The following is a 17907-nucleotide window of genomic DNA, read 5'->3' on the forward strand; positions in this document are numbered from 1 at the left end:
GTTTTTATATACCTGATTATTCTGGATATTTATATTTTACAGCGTTGCGCAGGTCGCGTAAGGTAGTGAAATTGATTAAGAGGTGGTGAATTTCATCATGGCAGACAGTAACGATAACCTGTTAGGCGAATCCAATAACTTTCTCGAAGTGCTCGAGCAGGTCTCTATGCTGGCGCCGCTGGATAAGCCGGTGCTGGTGGTGGGCGAGCGCGGCACCGGCAAAGAGCTGATCGCCAGCCGCCTGCATTACCTCTCCGACCGCTGGCAGGGCCCCTTTATTTCGCTTAACTGCGCCGCGCTGAACGAAAACCTGCTCGACTCCGAGCTGTTCGGCCATGAGGCGGGCGCCTTTACCGGCGCGCAGAAGCGCCATCTGGGCCGCTTCGAGCGGGCGGATGGCGGCACGCTGTTTCTCGACGAACTGGCGACCGCGCCGATGCTGGTGCAGGAGAAGCTGCTGCGCGTTATCGAGTATGGCCAGCTGGAGCGCGTCGGCGGCAATCACGCGCTGCAGGTTAACGTGCGTCTGGTGTGCGCCACCAACGAGGATCTGCCCGCGCTGGCGGCGGCGGGAAAATTCCGCGCCGATCTGCTCGACCGCCTCGCCTTTGACGTGGTGCAGCTGCCGCCTTTGCGCGAGCGGCGCAGCGATATTCTGGTGATGGCGGAGCATTTCGCTATTCAGATGTGCCGCGAGCTAGGCCTGCCGCTGTTTCCGGGCTTTACGCCCGAGGCGCAGGAGACGCTGCTGGCGTATCAGTGGCCGGGCAACGTGCGCGAGCTAAAAAACGTGGTGGAGCGTTCGGTTTACCGTCATCACAGCAGCGACGAGCCGCTGGACCGGATTATTATCAATCCCTTTGCGCCGCGCGCGCAGCCCGTGACCGCTGCGCCGGACGCCTCCTTAAGTGCCCTGCCCGCTCTGCCGCTCGATCTGCGCCTGTGGCAGAACCAGCAGGAGCGCGCGCTGGTGGAAGCCAGCCTGCAGCAGGCGAAATATAATCAGCGCCGCGCCGCGGAGCTGCTGGGCGTGACCTATCATCAGCTACGAGCGATAGTGAAGAAGCACGGGATAGAAAAGGCGTGATGGTATCCCGCATCCCACAGAAACAGCCTGGCCGCCTGAACATAAGCCGCTTTCTCTGTGTCTGTTACTCGCAGGTCAGGGTAGCGGTGACTGTGGACGTATATCGACCCGGATTGATTACAACTTTATCTATCAAAAGTAGCGGTATAGTCACATTCTGCGAGCCATGGACGACCCAAGAATTGGAACCGACTGGGGTATCTTTAGCAGCCGTCACCAACAAGAACCGGTTACCTCCAAGCATTAGCTTGCCCACCCCATCGAAGTCCTTTCCCGTTATTGTAATGGTGCCATTAGGGTCAGACATCGTCATAACAAGATCTTTGTAGAAGTCCTCTCCGTTGACGACAGTGCCAAAGTCCACGTCATTCACCGTGGCTGAGCATGATTTCTGTCCGGGAATGGAAGCGCTGTACTGCCATGCCCCGCTGGTCGTTGCTCCGCCGTAGCTTGCAGCGATAAAGCCCACGTAGGCTGGCCAGATATCGTTGCTTCCCTTGTTGGTAACGGATGCACTATCCATCGTACATTTATAGCTACCAGACGGAGCGGCATAGTTAGTACGCCACGACGTTAAACTCACCGTTCCCAAATAATTTCCCGCCGCATTGTAGCACTTGACCTGTTCCACGACATCGGTCGTGTGCGCGGCCATGACGGCATCAGCCATATTCTTGCTGACATCGCTGGCGTCGGGCGTCTGATCCCACATGATCGCCTGAAGCTGGGTGAGCATAACAACTGTGGTGGAAGCGCCACCTCCGAACAGGACCGTCGAACCGGAGGTGGCCGACAGTCCATGACAGTGTCCCGCGCCACTCCATCCTCCTACCAGCAGCATAGTGGCAGCCGCGATTTTGCTCTTCATTGTCTCTCCTTTATATCCTGTTGCTTACGACTTCCCACGGGCCTGCCGTACAACGTTTCTCTCGTCACTAACCAGAGCGCGTCGCTGCTCAGTGTGGCGTCAGGGTCAGAGTAAGCGCCCCCTCGTGGCTGCCGGTGATATAGGCGGTGTGGCTCGTCAGCGGGTTAATGCCCGCGTAGAGCACCAGCGTCTTCCCGGCTTTGACCGTCGTCGTACTTTTGGTGTGGTTATTACTTTCTGTCCAGTCGCCCCCGACCCCGCCTGCGACCTGGTCCAGTGAAATCCGTGCGTTGATATCATTCAGAGCGACATTGGGACTGCTGATTAAAACTGACGAGACATCCCCTGTGACATCGACATCGTAATCACAGGCTGAATTGTCGATGGTCGCGACCTTGCTGGGGTAATAGCTTTCTCCGCTGTCCGCCGCATTCTCCTTCAGGCCAGAGCTGGGCTTCACCTCGACCTCATACTTCGTCGTGGTAATCACCGGCCGGCAGGTGACGATCTTTGCCGTCACGGTCACTCCGGCAGAGGCGCCTCCTCCGTCACTGGCCTGCGCGCTGCCCGACAGGACGGGCAGCAGACAGAGCAAAAGCGACGCGGCTACGCCTCCCGGCATACGAATTATTACGAAATTATTCATAGTCCATCGTCAGGGTAATGGGAGCTGAAAACTCACCGCTCGTGGTTTTGTCAGCCACCTTTTCCAGGGTGGCTTTAAATTTCATATCCACTGCGTTATTAGTGAGCGGATAAGTGACCGAGGTGCTTGCGTCCGGCTTAAGGCGGGTGTCTTCATTCGGTCCCCCTTCAAGATGAACGGCAAAACCGAGTGCGCCATTACTGGCCGTATTGCCAAATTCCGTAGTAGCGGACGGGTGAGCGTGGCCTTGTGCCGTCACCTTCACTTTTTTTACGTCATTGCAGTCCGTCAGGCCCAGCGTGAACTCGACGGTCTTCAGGTCTCCTTTGGCAGCAGAGGCGGCATCAATCGTACCCAGCTTGATGTTTGTTTTATTCGGGTCATTGGTCCAGTCAGGCGTGCAGGTGCGGTTTACCAGCGTGGCGGTTACGTCAACGCTGGCCATGTCACCAGCCAGTGCTTCCGCCGACCCTAAAACGGTCATCAGGGTAGAAAGCACCAGCGCAGCCCTTAACTTCTTCTGATACAACATCTTCTCCTTTCTCACCCTTCTGAGCTGAGGTCCGGTTTGTTGTGCTCGCAGGCGCATAGCCTCGCCGCTTTCTCTGTCCGTACTGGCAGAGCCCGGCGTCTCCCGCGCCTATTCATAATTTATGTTGAGCGTAACCGGGACGCTGAACTTACCTTCTGTAACCGTCCTGGCATCGTTATCGACCTCCAGATAGGCCTTGAACTTCATGTCAACAGCCCCACTGGATACCGGGAAGGTTGCCTGACCACGACCATCAGCCAGTAATGCTGTGCCATCTTCATCTTCAGCCATCAAATACATGCCGATGCCCGTTGCGCCCGAATCAAGGCTGTTCGCCCACATATTGGCATCAGCCGGGTCAACTGCGCCGCTGGCAGTGACCTTGACTTTGCTGACGTCGCTACTGCAGTTCGTCAGTGAAAGGGTAAATACTTTGTAAATACTATTGATACTGCCATGGGCTGGAAGGCTTGATTGGTCAACCGAATTAAAAGGAACGGTTATCGTGTCGTGCCATCCCGGCGTGCAGGTTCGATTGACGACGCTACCCGTAAAGGTCATGTTGGCACTGGCACTGGCACTCGCATCCGCATCGACCACCGCCGTCCAGAAAACCGGCAGCAGAATACCACTGAAAAATATCGATCTTTTCAAGGTGAAGCCATGCCAGAAGCGCAGGCGCTGAACAGGCAAATCCACAGGTTCATTCAGCATTTTCATTAGGGTATTACTCATAATTCATCTTGAGAGTAACCGGAACCTTGATGGAACCCGCCGTTGGGGCATCCGAGCTACTGGTTCGCTCTACAATAGCCTTGAAGTTCATGGCGACCGTGCCGTTGCTAACCGTATAATCCCCTTCGCCGGAACCGTCAGGATGCAGCGTGACGCTTTCATCCGGACCACCTTTGATATAAAGGCCGATGTGCGCTGCATCGCCGTTGTTTTTGAAATCGGTAGAATCTTCGTCGCTAGGCGTGCCGCTGGCGGTCACCTTGACCTTATTGACATTGCTGCAGTCGGTCAGCGTCAGGGTGAACTCCCGACTTCCGCCGATAATTCCTTTCGCCGTCATCGTTGCAGCATCAATCTCACCCAGCTTGATGTCTGTTTTCGTCGGGTCATCCGTCCAGTTCGCCGTGCAGGTGCGGTTAACGATGGTAGCGGTGATGGTAATACTGGCCGTGGCGCCGGCCTGTGCCCCTGTCGCCCACAAAAGAGTCAGCAGAGGTGAAAGCACACACACCGCCTTTACCTTGTTTCGTTTAAACACAGATGGCCCTCCTCCTTATCTTTTCCGGCCGAAACACCGGCGGCGCTCTGCCGCCGATGCCTTACCGTTCCGGTTCGATTTACTCGTAGGTCATGTAGAGCGTGGCTTCGCCGCTGGCCGGTCCCTGACCAACCGTATCGGCGGTCGCCACAAACTCGGCCATGAATGGCATCGTCAGCTTCGTATCGTAAACAGCCGGGGTGCTGTCGCCGGCCGGAGTGACGATCGGCATGGCATATTCGACTGCGGTGGTAGCGTCATTCGGCGTCATTACCGTCTGCTTGTCTCCGCCCAGCAGCACGAAGCCGACGCCCGTGGCGGCGCCGCTTTCCGTACTCGTGTTGGCAAAAGCCTGCGCGTAGCTGGCGTCCGCCGTGCCGCCCGCCTGAACGGTGACGCCCTGAACGCCAGCGCACTCCGTCAGGCTGAGGGAGAACGGCAGAGACGAGCCGACGCTGCCCGTGCCCTTCAGGGCAGCAACGGATACGTTTTTGAAGTCCACCGTGACGGCGTCAGTGGCTTTCCACGAGGGGGTACAGGTCTGCGCCGTCACCGTCGCCTTGAACTTCACATCCGCCTGAGCCGGGTTCGTTGTGGCCGTACTTCCGCCGCCGCTCCCGGCATGCGCCCCCCATGACGCCGCCAGCAGCGCGGCCGCGACGGCGCAGGCAGAACCGTTTTTTTTCAGGTTGAAAGACATACCGTTTTCCTTATCTCTGTTGTTTATGGATGATGAACACATGCGGCATCCGCCGCGGGTAAAATCGGTCGCCGGCGCTGGCGTCGCGCCGACCTTTAGCGGCAAACCGCCTGCACCTGAACCACCGGATCCCGGAGCACTTTCACCGGCAGGCTGTAGCGCACCGTGCAGTGCTGGTCGGCGTCCTCTCCCCACTTCGCCTTCAGGATGCCCTTCAGCGGCAGGCCGGTCAGCCACACCTGACCGCCGTCACCGACCAGTCCGCTGCCGCCGCCCTCCGCGCTCACTGGCGTGCCGAAGGGCAGCGGCGCACCGTTATGCAGCAGCGTCATCAGCGCGTGAATGCCTGTGTGGGCGGTGAACTCTGCCCGAACCACCGCCCCGCGCGTCGGCACCACGTGGGTAACGGCGTTGTCGATATCGGTGTGGTCGTCCAGCCGACTGACGTCCAGCGCTACCCGGTTTTCGCGATAGGGCCCGGCATAGGGCACCACCGTGTAGCCGCGCCAGTCGGTATGGATACCGGTGCCGTTCTCCACCGGCACCTCTGCGGCGCCTGGGGCGGCAATCAGCACGCTGGTCTCGCCCAGCGGCTGACTCAGCGTCAGACCACCGCTGTGCAACAGCGCGCCGCCCGACAGCCCGTAGCGCACCTGCCGGTAGTCGTGGCTGTAGCCGTACCCAAGCGAAGCGCTGCCTGCGCCACCCTGATAGCCCAGGCTGACATCCCCGCTGGTGCCAGCGCCCTGCCCGTAGGCCTGCGTGACGCTCCAGTTAAGGTTGTCGTCCTCCAGCGCCGTTCCGCTGAGCCCGGCCTGATGGGTAAGGTGTCCATCCGCGCTCTGCCCGGCGCTGTAGGTCGCCATCAGCTGATGGTTGTGCGACGCGATGCCCTCATGTGACAGCAGCGCGTCCAGCGGCAGCGAGGCGGTGAGCCACAGGGTCCGGTCGGCCCCGGGCTGACCGCTGACGTGGCTGTAGCCCCAGGAGAGGCTATAGCTGACCGGCCCCAGCGTGCTGCTGAAGCCAGCCTGCACCGTGTCGCTCTTTTCACTCTCCTGCCAGTAGGTCTCATGTGTGCCCGTCACATAGAGCGAACCGAGCTTACCCAGCCGCTGGGAGAGGCTGATCTGAATGCGCTCGCGCCGGTTGTTATACAGGCTGTAGTGATCTGCCCAGTTGCGCTTTACCGGCCGGCCCGCAGCGTCAACCTCATCGTCGTCGTGCAGCCAGCCCGACATGCTCTTCAGGGCGGTTTCAGCCAGGGTGTGAAAGCCCTGTGTGGAATAGCGGTAGCCGGCCAGCGTCACGGTGGTGCCGGTGGAGACCAGCGAGCGGCCGTACATAAACCGCAAAGACTGCCCCTGATGCCGCGACCCGTCCGCAAGCGTGCTGTCGGCCTGGGTCACGTCGGCTGAGGCCGCGCCCCACTCGCCCATGCTGAATCCGATTCCCGCCGCAAGCGCGCGATAGTTATTTGCCAGCTGGGCGCCACCGTAAAGCGTGATGTTGTGAGGCAGTCCCCAGAGTACGGAGCCCTGAGCAAAGGACGGGGTGTCGTAGCGATCGCTGCCGCCGCGAAAGCGGCCTGCGGCCAGGTCATAGCGGACGTGCCCCTGGCGCTGCAGAACCGGCAGTGACGAATAGGGCACGGTAAAGGTGCGCTTCGTGCCGTCCGCCTCCGTGACGGTGACGTCCAGATCGCCCCCTGACGACACCGGGTAAAGGTCACGGATAACGAAGGCGCCGGGCGCCACAAAGGTGCGGTAGATCTCGTTGCCGTTCTGACGCACGCTGACCTGCGCATTGCTGTTTGCGATCCCCCGGATAACGGGCGCGTAGCCGCGCTGCGTGTCTGGGTACATGTCGTCGTCGGTAGTGAGCCGCACGCCCCGCAGTGAAACGGAATCAAACATCTCTCCGCTGGTGTAGTCGTCCCCGGCGGTGAATTCGCTTCGCCAGGGAACTATCGCCCGCTGCAGGTAGGTGCGGATATGCTGCCAGCGGCGCTGGTCGCCGTAGCGGCTCTGGTTATCGCTCCAGGTGCTGTTGTCGCGCAGTCGCCACGCTCCCAGGTTCAGACCGCTGGTCAGATTGAGGTAGCTGCTGCGGCTGTCGCCGTAGCTTCCCCGGTTGTCGCTGCCGCTAAACTGGTAGCTCAGCAGCGCAGCGTTAATGCCGTTGTCCCACCGTTCAGGCGCTATCCAGCCGTGTGGGTGACTGAGCAAGGCCGCCTGGGGAATGCTGACGTCGAGACGCATTTTTTGAAAGTCAAAGGCCGTGAAGGCTTGTGGAATGACCTTGCCCGGCGATACACACTGGTCGTCAGGCGCGGAGGCCAGCCCGGGAAAGGCCGCTACGTTCACGCCCATATTCGTCAGGTCGCGGCGAGTCAGGCAGGCGGCCAGGCCAGTGCTGTCATGAATATCTTCCCGCTGGCCGTCGCCCGCCAGGGCGTCGAACCGCACGGTAGCGGCGCGCAGAAAGGTCCCGTTCAGGTAGATATCCACCGGATAACTGCCCGGCGCCTGGGCGTGACCGCTCTCAAAGCGCGAGAGGTCCGCCACGGCGTGCGGGTCATCCGACAGCATGGCCGGATCAAAGTGCAGCCCGGCCAGCGCGTGGCTGGACAGGGAGAGCCCTATCAGAGTGAATAATGGTCGTAACCTGAAGAACATCTGGCGCAATCCCACCCACAATAAAAACCCGACACAGCGACGAAGGCAGCTTCTGACGGCGCTAACGGATGGCCGCGGTAAGAGCTGGGGTGGTTGCGCCATAGTCGTTGATGGTCCGGTAGGAAACCGTGCCGCCGTGTCCCGCCGGAAGCGGATCGGATGCGCTACCCATTGGCGGAACCATCACGTCCTTCAGCGCCTTGCCGCCTGAGCTCATCCCCGTCAGGGTGAGGTAGTACGGCGTGGGATTGCTGATGGCCAGCTCACCGCCCTGCTGATGAAATGCCAGCTGGGCCGGCGCCTGATCCGGCGCGGGCTTCAGCCCGGCCGGCCGGACAAACATCTTTATCCGGTTGGCGGTGGCGATATGCAGCACGGCGCTGTTGCTTGAGGAGTGACTGTCGTCGATTGACGGAATGGCCTTGGCCGTGAAGTAGTAGAGCGTTTCCCGGTCGGTCGGCAGCCCCCCGCCCGTGCGGATAAGCCGCAGGGTATTTTCATTTTTCGGGCCGCTCAGGTAGAGCGGCGGCGTGACGACAAAATCCGCGGTCTTATGCCCGGCCGCGTCTTCCACCCAGGACTGCACCAGAAAGGAGTCAGTCGCGGAAGAATTGCTTACCGACAGGCTCGCCTGTTTTGCATCCTGCGGGTAAACGATCCTGGTGCCCTGAATGGAGATGCCGCCGCCAGCCAGGGCTGGCAGACTCAGGCAGGCGCAGGCGCCAGTAAGAGCGGCCAGCGCGGTTTTTCTGAAGCTGTAATGGAACGACATGCTTTTACCTCGTTTTTGACGAATGAAACGGTTCTTACCTGCCCTCAGGAAAAGTAAGGCGGCGTTTATGGGATAAATAAGGCTAAAACAGAAAGCGCAGGCAATATAAAAGCGATGCGCGATTTGCCCATCAATAAATAAGCAGAGACATCCTGCCGCCCGGGATAGTAATTGCAAACAGTTAAACCGAACATAAATAACACAGCCTGTTCGAGCCATCAAAAATGGAGTGTTTGAAGGCGCAAATCGAGCGGCATGATAATTAAATGCAACAGAACCCCTCGCCGGAAAAGCCACTAAAGCATTAAAAAAACAACGTGCAAGAATGAAAAGATTGTCGGTGCACTTTATTAACGATAGTGATTGAAAAGCGTTATATTCTCACCGGTTTAAATTTACTATTCATACAGAAAGCATTCACAAAAGAAAATATCGTTCTCATATGAGAATATCTAAAATTGCTGATTATTTTCCAGTTGAATATTCGTTAAGGCTCCCGCCTGTAGCCTTCTGTCGCACCCAGGCAGATGTACTGACGTCGGCATCATTCGCCAGCCAGCATTGAAGGGGGCGGACTCTGCTTTCAGATGCGCCGCAAGAGAGGAGGGAGATGTCGAACAAGGGGGTGCCATGTTGAGAAACAAGCGTATCCTGACAGGTGGGTGTATCTCACTGCCGGTGGCGCGAATCAGCTGGAAGAAACAGGGGGAATGGCCTGTCTGTTATTCTTTCACTACGACGTTGTCAAATAGCTCACTTTTAGAAAAGCGGGTCTGATGCTGCATCAAGAATTTTTTCTGCACCTGGATATGACTAAAACGCCTGCGGTGCATCGCCTCCCATTTTTTATCCCGGAAATCGGTTAAGCGAAGCGCAAACTAAAGGCCCTGATGAGTGCCATACTCTTTACCGTCAATGCCTGTAGCGCGCATTTTTAGGGCTCAACTTATACTTATGATCAATTTTATGAAAAAAACCACAAGATTCAGGGTATCCGGCTCGCCTGCTCTTCGCGGCTTCGGGCTGGTGGCAATGGCGGTATTTGTGATGATAACAGGCTTTATATTAATTATTCATCACAGAGATAGCGTAAACAATGCACTTGAAACTGGCCAGTGCCTGGTGGACCAGGAAGTGAACGGTTTTTTCGAAATCCTGAGACATTTTCTACACCTGGCCTACCGCTGGATATTTAAAGCCTGCGGTTAACTAAAAAAAGAAGAGAACCTTTGCGCGGCTATATGAATAAAGAACTGAAAACGGGTGATAAAAGTTAAAATTGTTACCAGACCGATATAGCCCGCAAACAGGATGGCTAGCAAAATCAAAAATTCGTTATAAAGGCTGTTTTTATCCCTTTTACCCATGAGAAACCGCTACAGTCAGAACAGATTGAACAGATCTCTATCTTATCCTCTGTGCCTTAATGCAATGACAACGCGAAGAATATTCTGCCAAAAGCGGGTTAAACTGCTGCACGCTTCACCTGCTCTGCCCGAGTAACCTCCCCTGCTTGCTATTGGCCTTTCGAAGGGCGATAGCGCTAATCTCGGGAGAGACTGCGTAGCGCAGCGACACAGGTTCAGAGAGACAGAATATGACGCGCAAAAAAAAGCCCGCTTGCGCGGGCAACAATACTGGAAGCAATGTGAGCAATGTCGTGCTCTTCACCGGTAGAGCCACCGCTGAAGCGCAATGAAATAATAATCATTCTTGTTCTCACTTGTAAAGATCTAATTGAGAATTTTTCTCATTACCACAGTAAGGGTGGGCCTATCGCCTGCTCCCTGGCGAAATTCCCCTCAGCCATGCCACCATATTTTGGGTCATCGCCGCCTTTGCGATACACTCAGCCTATTGCCCGAACACCGTTGAGTTCTATGTCAAAACTAACCTCGTCGCTGATGCTTGTTCTCAGCCTGTTCAGCGCGTCTGCCTGGTCGGCAGAGAATCGCGATATTCGCCACAGCGGCTTCGTCTACTGCGTCAACGGCACGCTGAATAGCTTTAATCCGCAGATGGCGAGCAGCGGCCTTGCTGTCGATACTCTCGCCGCGCAGCTTTACGATCGCTTGCTGGATGTCGATCCCTACACCTATCGTCTGGTGCCCGACCTGGCCTCCTCCTGGGAAGTGCGCGATAACGGCGCGACCTACCGCTTCCATCTGCGCAGCAACGTTTCTTTTCAGCACACCTCCTGGTTTACGCCGACGCGCGCAATGAACGCTGACGACGTGGTATTCAGCTTTGCCCGCATGTTCGATCGCAACCATCCGTGGCACAACGTTAATGGCGGCAGCTATCCCTACTTCGATAGCCTGCAGTTCGCCGATTCGGTGCAGAGCGTTAAAAAGCTCGACGGTCATACGGTGGAGATCCGACTCAACAGCCCGGACGCCTCGTTTCTCTGGCATCTGGCCACCCACTACGCGCCGGTGCTGTCGGCGGAATATGCCGACCAGCTCACCCGCAGCGGCCGCCAGGAAGAGCTCGATCGCCAGCCGGTGGGGACTGGCCCTTACCAGCTCAGCGAATATCGCGCCGGACAGTATATTCGGCTGGCGCGCAATCCCGCCTACTGGAAAGGCGTGCCGCGCCTGCAGCAGGCGGTGATCGATATGGGCGCAGGCGGTACGGGCCGTCTCTCTAAGCTGCTGACGGGCGAATGCGACGTACTCGCCTATCCCGCCGCCAGTCAGATCTCTATCCTGCGCGACGATCCCCGCCTGCGCATGACGCTGCGCCCCGGTATGAACATCGCCTATCTGGCGTTCAACACCCGCAAAGCGCCGCTGGACCGCCCGGAAGTGCGCCACGCGCTGGCGCTGGCGATTAACAACGAACGACTGATGGAGTCGATCTACTACGGCACGGCGGAAACCGCCGCCTCGGTGCTGCCGCGCGCCTCCTGGGCTTACGATAGCGAAGCGCGCGTCACCGAGTATGACCCGAAAAAAGCGCGCGCCAAGCTGGAGGCGCTGGGCATTACCGATCTCCATCTGCGTCTGGTGGTGCCGTCCGCCTCGCAGGCATGGAACCCTAGCCCGCTGAAAACGGCGGAGCTGCTGCAGGCCGATCTGGCGCAGGTTGGCGTTAAGGTGAGCATCGCGCCGGTAGAGGGCCGCTTTCAGGAAGCGCAGCTGATGGCGATGAATCACGATCTCACCCTCACCGGCTGGGCAACCGACAGCAACGATCCCGACAGTTTTTTCCGCCCGCTGCTGAGCTGCGCGGCGATTCGCTCGCAGACCAACTATGCGCACTGGTGCTCGCCCGGCTTTGATGAAGCGCTGCAGAAGGCGCTGCTGTCGCAGCAGCTGGCGGGCCGCATTGAGAACTATCACCTGGCACAGCAGATGCTGGCGCGCGATCTGCCGGTGCTGCCGCTCGCCTCTTCGCTGCGGTTGCAGGCCTACCGACACGATATAAAAGGTCTGGTGTTAAGTCCGTTCGGCAATACCTCTTTTGCCGGCGTCTACCGTGATGAGCGCGAGGAGCCGTAAGTGATCATCTATATGTTGCGTCGCCTGTTATTGCTGGTGATTACCCTGTTTCTGCTGTCGCTGGTGGGCTTTAGCCTGAGCTACTTCACGCCCAACGCGCCGCTGGAAGGCGCTTCGCTGTTTGATGCGTGGTGGTTCTGGTTCAGCGGCATGCTGCAGTTTGATTTTGGCGTCTCCAGCACTAATGGTCAGGAGATCGGCCTGCAGCTGCGTGAGGTGTTCCCCGCCACGCTGGAGCTGTGCGTGCTGGCGTTTGTGCTGGCGCTGCTGACCGGGATCCCGCTGGGTATTTGTGCCGGGGTGATGCGTAATAAGTGGCAGGATAAGGTGATTAGCGCGCTGGCGCTGCTCGGCTTTTCGATGCCGTTATTCTGGCTGGCGCTGCTGTTTACGCTGTTTTTCTCACTGACGCTCGGCTGGCTGCCGGTGTCCGGCCGTTTTGACCTGCTCTATCCGGTGCAAAATATTACCGGTCTTGCGCTGGTCGACGCCTGGCTGAGCCCGTCGCCGTGGCGTCATGAGATGCTGGTCAGCGTAATGACGCATATGCTTCTGCCGGTGATTGTGCTGGCGGTCGCGCCCGCTACCGAAGTGATCCGACTGCTGCGCGCCAGCACCAGTGAGGTGATGGATAAGAACTACGTGAAGGCAGCCGCCACACGCGGCCTGTCGCGCTTTACCGTAATCCGCCGCCACGTGCTGCATAATGCGCTGCCGCCGGTGATCCCGCGTCTGGGCCTGCAGTTTTCCACCATGCTGACGCTGGCGATGATTACCGAGATGGTGTTCAACTGGCCTGGCCTGGGCCGGTGGCTCATTAATGCGATTCGTCAGCAAGATTATGCGGCGATTTCCGCAGGCGTGATGGTGGTTGGCGGCCTGGTGATTCTGGTGAACGTGGTTTCCGATATTATTGGCGCGGCGATGAATCCGCTGAAGCATAAAGAGTGGTATGCGTTGCGGTAGGGAATAATTATCTGCAACAGACGGTTTTTCATAACCGATTAGCAGATGAAGATAATAGCGGGTTATCAGGGGTTCTGAGATAACCCACAGACATATATAGCAGGTTGCAATGACAGGGTTGGACTTAATCAAAAATTATAGTATCGTCCTCATAACTACACGGTGTAATCTTCTCCCGCCACCCCACGGCATAAAGCGATAATAGTAGTAGGTCTAACTTTAAGCATCACTTTTGACTACTTGCACTTCTGCCGCTCCTTCATAAACTGCAGCAGCGCGCAAAAGCTTTTACAGTACGTCTCCAGGCCGAACAGCTGTTGGTAGATGTAGCCGATAGTGAATTTGGAGGGGGGGGTTTAGTGGGATTTACACTATCTTTAAAACGGCGGATATCAAAAAACTGGATAGTAGCGGAAAGGGGGCAGTTTAATCGACGGACACAGCCTAAACCTTTAGGAAAACTGGCTGTAAGGGGCAAGATTTGGAACGAATGCCCCAATTATCATGGCTGTTGAGCTCAGGCATTTGAGCATTCGATCTGTGACTAAGTAACAGAAAACAATCCCACCGGATAGTAGCAGGATTTTATATTTATCTCATAAGAGTAACTCTGGCTAACCTATCATTCTGATCAAATTGTAAATGAAGAGCATATTCATCTTTTACATACTTTATCCAGCGGTCAATATAACCAATAAGTGAATCTTTTTTTCCGCCACCTGAACCCAAAGGGCTGCCTAATATTTCAATAGCCTCACACTCCGAACTGTCAATTGATACTGGCAGCTCTCCCTTATACTGAGAAAATCCCTCATCCCTTTTTACATAAAAAACAATCTGATCTACAACTTCGTTTTCCAATAAAAACAAAACGCCTGAATTTAAAAAAGAGTAGTATTTCCTGTCACCTAAAACACTTTCCTCAACCCTAGGTAACTCATTAAAAGCATTAGCAATGATGACAAATTTACTGTCAAATTCTGAGCAACCTAGCAACTTAATAAACTCATTCCACATCAGCATTACTTTGTCACTCCCATTTGAGAATTTTTTTCCTTGAGTTGTATTATTGCATCATCAACAAGCTTAGGATCATATCCCCGGTCTAGCATATTTCTTCTCAATGCATCTGTATCACGACATTCTGCACCGCAAAGATTTATCGCATCTTGTTTTACCTGAGATGCCGTATTTTTACCACCATAAGTAGTGCTAGCCTGATGTACATCTTTAGGTACTTCAATAGCTGTTGCATTGTTATATAGATTTTTTCTTCTGCTGGAGTTAACTTTCTCCCTAGCTCATTTTCTTTTGCCTGACGAATAGCAGCAAATGATGGTATATGATCGTGCTCCAGCCCATCGCCAACTACAGAACGATCTTTAAGTTCTTTATATGAACCAACATCTAGCGGCTTAACTGCCTGAATTTCTTCGCTAGCTTTATTAATCAGCTTCGATGCTTCCGCCACATCTCCCTTAGCTAGTGCTTTCTCCGCCGTCTTCAGAACCCCTGACGCAACACGTTCCCCCGGTATAAGGGATGCGGCGGCCATCAGATAATCCAGCGCGCTCTGTGCCTCCGCTGCACTTTTCAGGGTTCCTACGACCGGCAAAAAGTCAGCGCCCAGTGATGCCGTATCTTTCAGCGCTTCACGCCGCTCCGTGTACATTTTCACCGAGCAGGCTTCGGCGCTCATGCCGCCGCAGTTTGCCTTCCTGTAACGCTCGTTTTCTGCTTTAACCTGCTCACCGGCTTTCTGCTCAAGCGTTTTGCCCTCAGCCTGCGCCTGCGCTATATCTCCTAAGGAGTTATTCTCAACCGCATTCTTCCCGGCCCCCGCCCCGGTCCCGCCTCCTGGCGCCGAATCCGACGCTATCCCGCCCGCCAGCCCGGCCGCCATCTGGCTCAGCGCGCTCACCGTCTGCTTCTGGCTCTCCGTCAGGTCGCGGATGTCCGTGCCCGGATACATCACCTTCACGATGGCTTTCGCCGCCAGCTCTCCGCCTGCCGCCCCCGCTGCGCCTGCCGCCGCGCTCCCGCCCGCTATCTGCGCCAGCACCGCGCCCGCGACCGCGTGCGCCATGGTGTTCGCCACCACGTCGGTGTGCGGGTTACTCTGGGCGTCATAAGCAGACGGCGTTGTATCTGACCGGCCAGCAGAGTCTGCTGCCTCGGGTTGAACCAGGTCGAATACCGCAGGTGATGAATGAAATCTGTCGATGGCGGAAAGCCTCGTGTTCCCTTGCCAGGGGCAGAGGCACTATCCGCGGACGGTAAAAAAGAAACCGCAGCGTTATCCGCTGCGGGGTTCTCAAAAGCTTAACTGACCAGCATTAGGCTCAGAGGCCGGAAGATTTTTAGGTCCATATTTCTTTTCCATCTGGTGTTAACCAGACGACTCCAACTGGAGATTTGACTAAAAACCACATGCCATATTCATCTAAATCATCATCTTCATCATTAGATGGATATGTAGGCCAAGCTGCTTGCAATTTCCCTATTTGTTTTTCGAAAGGGCCGGATAAAAAGCTTCCGTTCGCTGCAAGTTTTATTTTTCCACATTCTAATAAGCTCCTTAGAAAATAGAAAAAAACATCTTTTCTGTATAAATAGTTATCAGGGCAATCAGCGCACTCAACACTTATATGTTGCCATATTGCGCCTATCGATAAGCCATAGGCACTTTTATTGACGCTCTCGCATATTTCATTGATATCTTTCATTTGAATTTAACCTCCACCCGGCGGCCGTTATTTATTGATGGAGTCATTAAATCGATTGTCCATTTTGCACCAGTTTGTTTCGCTGATGTTGAGAAGTTTCTTAATGTTATAGTACTACCCGCATTAGGCCCCTCTGTCACTTTGAAGGAATAAACCTCTCCTTTACCCGGAACAACCTTAGCCTCTGGAATTTTTTCTGAACCAGCAAGCTGTTTAAAGTAGTTCATAACATCAGCATCAGTTGCACCTTTGAACACTGGTGCCCCAATGTTTGGCTAAGGCGTTTGCAGAGCTGGAATTTATTGGTCCGAAGCGTTTTTTTCCCAGTGCACACTGCCTCCCAGTGAACATCCCCGCGCACCGTAATCATGCCAAAGTTTTGCTTATCCGCTTCATTCCGCTTCATTCCGCTTTCCCCGCTTCAGCCTATTGCGCGTTTTAACAGCACTCACGGGCCGTCATTACCGCTTTTTTCAATACATGCGGGGTGCTTACTATTCAACTTGTTCTACAGATAAGAATAGGCTGCTGATAATTATCAATATTTTTTACATCAATATATGGAACCTCTTCATCTCTTACTTCATGAAGTTTTATCACAGCGTCCACTTCTCCTTCGAAATCGTCGAACGATGCTATTACTTCGAATTTTTTTTCAGGAAACCTTTCACGCAGCACACTAATAATCATCTCAGTAACACTAATTGCAACAGATGCGATATTTTTTTCTACATAATCACTAATTCTCAGTGAGTTGTAAAAGATCTCTTGGTCGGTCTTATCAAAAAAATTAGCATCATTCTCTTTAGAATCAATTGGTTGTTTTTCCAAAAAAAATACACATTGATTAGAATGCTCAACAAAACCATTTTTAATCAAAGATAAAAGATTAAAGGGGATAGAGCCTGTACATGTCTTTTCCTTTAGAAATTTCGATTTAAACTCTTTATTAAAGATAATCATTTCTCACCTAAATATTGTTTGATGCCTTTATCTATGGCTTGCTTAAACTTAGAGTCATCCAATAGTTTATTCACTGAGGACGGGGCAGGAATCCTATTCTTTGCTGCATCAAAGCTATAAAAACTATTATTATTAGGATCATAATAATATTTATTATTTTTGTTATCTTGGTAATGTACCTGACCAGGTCTTTGCCCAGGGTTTGGATTTTCAACATCTATACGTTCTTTTCCAATACCTTTCCATATGGTTTTACTTGAAGTCTTTACGCCGTTTTGCCCCAACATTGGCGTTTGCTGAGTAATTCCTTTACCGTTTTTGACACCCTTAGCATTTATCAGCAAAGGCAGTGTAGCAGCCATAGCTGCCGCTGTATTTTTATCTATACCAAGTGCTTCAAATCTTTTCTGCCATCCTAAACTAGCGATCGTTCCTTCTGTCTCCATGCCAGAGGCATAAACAGCCGAAAGGTAGTTTTTAAATTCATTAGGTAAAGTGCCATCTGCATCCATTCTTTTTATGGTCTGATCGAACACATCCCATTGCTCAACCAGATAACCATACTTATTCGCACATTTATCAGGTTGGCTGCTACAGAACTCCAGCATTTCCTTCTGCTGTTTCAGGTTGGTATCTACCATGTCATGAATCACTTGCTGACAGGCTGCACCCTCACACGTCCTGGCTTTCTGCGCGAAGTTATCAAGCTGAGTCACGCTCAGGAAGTTATTCTCAACCGCATTCTTCCCGGCCCCCGCGCCGGTCCCGCCTCCTGGCGCCGAATCCGAGGCTATCCCGCCCGCCAGCCCGGCCGCCATCTGGCTCAGCGCGCTGACCGTCTGCTTCTGGCTCTCCGTCAGGTCGCGGATGTCCGTGCCCGGATACATCACCGCCACGATGGCTTTCGCCGCCAGCTCTCCGCCTGCCGCACCCGCTGCGCCTGCCGCCGCGCTGCCGCCCGCTATCTGCGCCAGCACCGCGCCCGCGACCGCGTGCGCCATGGTGTTCGCCACCACGTCGGTGTGCGGATTACCCTGAGCGTCATAGCTTGTCGTGGCCTTTTTGATGGCGTTAGCGAGGTACGGCGCCATCGCCCCGCCCGCTGCCGCGCCCAGATTGCTGGCGCTCAGCCCGCCCAGCGCGCCCGCCACCGCGGTCATCGCCATCGAATAACTGCCGCCCGTGCCCCACTG

Annotated in this window: 19 protein-coding genes; 4 read left to right on the forward strand and 15 right to left on the reverse strand. The window is 54.9% G+C overall.

Features of this window, described 5'->3' with window-relative positions:
* Positions 1-97 precede the first annotated feature (97 nt).
* Positions 98-1087 carry a phage shock protein operon transcriptional activator gene (pspF, locus tag ACR6A7_RS11930; protein WP_434125053.1) on the forward strand — a complete coding sequence of 330 codons (990 nt, stop codon included), beginning with the start codon at positions 98-100 and terminating at the stop codon, positions 1085-1087.
* Between the two features lie 64 nt (positions 1088-1151).
* On the opposite strand, the gene ACR6A7_RS11935 is transcribed toward pspF, so the two are convergent.
* From ACR6A7_RS11935 to ACR6A7_RS11970, 8 genes are all read right to left on the reverse strand, one after another.
* Positions 1152-1955, reverse strand: coding sequence for a hypothetical protein (locus tag ACR6A7_RS11935; protein ID WP_434125054.1), 804 nt, complete (start codon positions 1953-1955; stop codon positions 1152-1154).
* Between the two features lie 88 nt (positions 1956-2043).
* Positions 2044-2601 (reverse strand): hypothetical protein, encoded by a 558-nt coding sequence (locus ACR6A7_RS11940; protein ID WP_434125055.1) that lies wholly within the window; start codon positions 2599-2601, stop codon positions 2044-2046.
* Positions 2594-3133, reverse strand: a complete 540-nt coding sequence (locus ACR6A7_RS11945) for a fimbrial protein (protein WP_434125056.1) — start codon at positions 3131-3133, stop codon at positions 2594-2596. Before ACR6A7_RS11945 ends, ACR6A7_RS11940 begins: the two co-directional genes overlap by 8 nt.
* Positions 3134-3241: 108 nt before the next feature.
* The gene (locus ACR6A7_RS11950) at positions 3242-3868 is read right to left on the reverse strand and encodes a fimbrial protein (protein WP_434125057.1); all 627 of its coding nucleotides are present in this window, start codon (positions 3866-3868) and stop codon (positions 3242-3244) included.
* A complete protein-coding gene (locus ACR6A7_RS11955) occupies positions 3861-4406 on the reverse strand; it encodes a fimbrial protein (RefSeq protein WP_434125058.1) in 546 nt (181 codons plus the stop codon). The genes ACR6A7_RS11950 and ACR6A7_RS11955 overlap by 8 nt, the downstream gene beginning before the upstream one ends.
* A gap of 79 nt (positions 4407-4485) precedes the next feature.
* Positions 4486-5148, reverse strand: a complete 663-nt coding sequence (locus tag ACR6A7_RS11960) for a fimbrial protein (RefSeq protein ID WP_434125059.1) — start codon at positions 5146-5148, stop codon at positions 4486-4488.
* A 53-nt stretch (positions 5149-5201) separates the two neighbouring features.
* Positions 5202-7784 carry a fimbrial biogenesis usher protein gene (locus ACR6A7_RS11965; protein ID WP_434125060.1) on the reverse strand — a complete coding sequence of 861 codons (2583 nt, stop codon included), beginning with the start codon at positions 7782-7784 and terminating at the stop codon, positions 5202-5204.
* A 61-nt stretch (positions 7785-7845) separates the two neighbouring features.
* The gene (locus ACR6A7_RS11970; protein ID WP_434125061.1) at positions 7846-8733 is read right to left on the reverse strand and encodes a fimbria/pilus periplasmic chaperone; all 888 of its coding nucleotides are present in this window, start codon (positions 8731-8733) and stop codon (positions 7846-7848) included.
* 789 nt (positions 8734-9522) lie between these two features.
* Between ACR6A7_RS11970 and ACR6A7_RS11975 the strand changes: the two genes are divergently transcribed.
* The gene (locus tag ACR6A7_RS11975) at positions 9523-9765 is read left to right on the forward strand and encodes a hypothetical protein (protein WP_434125062.1); all 243 of its coding nucleotides are present in this window, start codon (positions 9523-9525) and stop codon (positions 9763-9765) included.
* Between the two features lie 373 nt (positions 9766-10138).
* On the opposite strand, the gene ACR6A7_RS11980 is transcribed toward ACR6A7_RS11975, so the two are convergent.
* A complete protein-coding gene (locus ACR6A7_RS11980; RefSeq protein WP_434125063.1) occupies positions 10139-10267 on the reverse strand; it encodes a hypothetical protein in 129 nt (42 codons plus the stop codon).
* 169 nt (positions 10268-10436) lie between these two features.
* Between ACR6A7_RS11980 and sapA the strand changes: the two genes are divergently transcribed.
* Both sapA and sapB read left to right on the forward strand, forming a co-directional pair.
* Positions 10437-12059 (forward strand): ABC transporter substrate-binding protein SapA, encoded by a 1623-nt coding sequence (sapA, locus tag ACR6A7_RS11985; protein WP_434125064.1) that lies wholly within the window; start codon positions 10437-10439, stop codon positions 12057-12059.
* On the forward strand, positions 12060-13025 hold the full coding sequence (gene sapB, locus ACR6A7_RS11990; protein WP_434125065.1) for a putrescine export ABC transporter permease SapB: 966 nt from the start codon (positions 12060-12062) through the stop codon (positions 13023-13025).
* 591 nt (positions 13026-13616) lie between these two features.
* On the opposite strand, the gene ACR6A7_RS11995 is transcribed toward sapB, so the two are convergent.
* The 6 genes from ACR6A7_RS11995 to ACR6A7_RS12020 form a co-directional block, all read right to left on the reverse strand.
* Positions 13617-14042, reverse strand: a complete 426-nt coding sequence (locus ACR6A7_RS11995) for a DUF6392 family protein (protein WP_434125066.1) — start codon at positions 14040-14042, stop codon at positions 13617-13619.
* 157 nt (positions 14043-14199) lie between these two features.
* Positions 14200-15111 (reverse strand): VENN motif pre-toxin domain-containing protein, encoded by a 912-nt coding sequence (locus ACR6A7_RS12000; protein WP_434125067.1) that lies wholly within the window; start codon positions 15109-15111, stop codon positions 14200-14202.
* A 274-nt stretch (positions 15112-15385) separates the two neighbouring features.
* Complete coding sequence (locus ACR6A7_RS12005; protein ID WP_434125068.1) at positions 15386-15751, reverse strand: DUF596 domain-containing protein; 366 nt, start codon at positions 15749-15751, stop codon at positions 15386-15388.
* Positions 15748-16008, reverse strand: a complete 261-nt coding sequence (locus ACR6A7_RS12010) for a hypothetical protein (RefSeq protein WP_434125069.1) — start codon at positions 16006-16008, stop codon at positions 15748-15750. Before ACR6A7_RS12010 ends, ACR6A7_RS12005 begins: the two co-directional genes overlap by 4 nt.
* 241 nt (positions 16009-16249) lie before the next feature.
* On the reverse strand, positions 16250-16714 hold the full coding sequence (locus ACR6A7_RS12015) for a PM0498 family protein (protein ID WP_434125070.1): 465 nt from the start codon (positions 16712-16714) through the stop codon (positions 16250-16252).
* A partial coding sequence (locus ACR6A7_RS12020) for a VENN motif pre-toxin domain-containing protein (protein WP_434125071.1) occupies positions 16711-17907 on the reverse strand: 1197 nt, incomplete at its 5' end. The genes ACR6A7_RS12020 and ACR6A7_RS12015, both read right to left, overlap by 4 nt.

It is taken from the genome of Pantoea phyllosphaerae (genome assembly GCF_051025595.1).
Lineage (GTDB): Bacteria > Pseudomonadota > Gammaproteobacteria > Enterobacterales > Enterobacteriaceae > Pantoea.

Coding starts and splice junctions, on each gene's coding strand:
- ACR6A7_RS11960 (WP_434125059.1), bottom strand. CDS start 5,148: ATGTGTTCATCATCCATAAACAACAGAGATAAGGAAAACGGTATGTCT.
- ACR6A7_RS12000 (WP_434125067.1), bottom strand. CDS start 15,111: ATGGCGCACGCGGTCGCGGGCGCGGTGCTGGCGCAGATAGCGGGCGGG.
- ACR6A7_RS11965 (WP_434125060.1), bottom strand. CDS start 7,784: ATGTTCTTCAGGTTACGACCATTATTCACTCTGATAGGGCTCTCCCTG.
- sapA (WP_434125064.1), top strand. CDS start 10,437: ATGTCAAAACTAACCTCGTCGCTGATGCTTGTTCTCAGCCTGTTCAGC.
- ACR6A7_RS11945 (WP_434125056.1), bottom strand. CDS start 3,133: ATGTTGTATCAGAAGAAGTTAAGGGCTGCGCTGGTGCTTTCTACCCTG.
- ACR6A7_RS11935 (WP_434125054.1), bottom strand. CDS start 1,955: ATGAAGAGCAAAATCGCGGCTGCCACTATGCTGCTGGTAGGAGGATGG.
- ACR6A7_RS11995 (WP_434125066.1), bottom strand. CDS start 14,042: ATGTGGAATGAGTTTATTAAGTTGCTAGGTTGCTCAGAATTTGACAGT.
- ACR6A7_RS11940 (WP_434125055.1), bottom strand. CDS start 2,601: ATGAATAATTTCGTAATAATTCGTATGCCGGGAGGCGTAGCCGCGTCG.
- ACR6A7_RS11950 (WP_434125057.1), bottom strand. CDS start 3,868: ATGAGTAATACCCTAATGAAAATGCTGAATGAACCTGTGGATTTGCCT.
- ACR6A7_RS12005 (WP_434125068.1), bottom strand. CDS start 15,751: ATGAAAGATATCAATGAAATATGCGAGAGCGTCAATAAAAGTGCCTAT.
- ACR6A7_RS11975 (WP_434125062.1), top strand. CDS start 9,523: ATGAAAAAAACCACAAGATTCAGGGTATCCGGCTCGCCTGCTCTTCGC.
- ACR6A7_RS11980 (WP_434125063.1), bottom strand. CDS start 10,267: ATGATTATTATTTCATTGCGCTTCAGCGGTGGCTCTACCGGTGAAGAG.
- ACR6A7_RS12015 (WP_434125070.1), bottom strand. CDS start 16,714: ATGATTATCTTTAATAAAGAGTTTAAATCGAAATTTCTAAAGGAAAAG.
- pspF (WP_434125053.1), top strand. CDS start 98: ATGGCAGACAGTAACGATAACCTGTTAGGCGAATCCAATAACTTTCTC.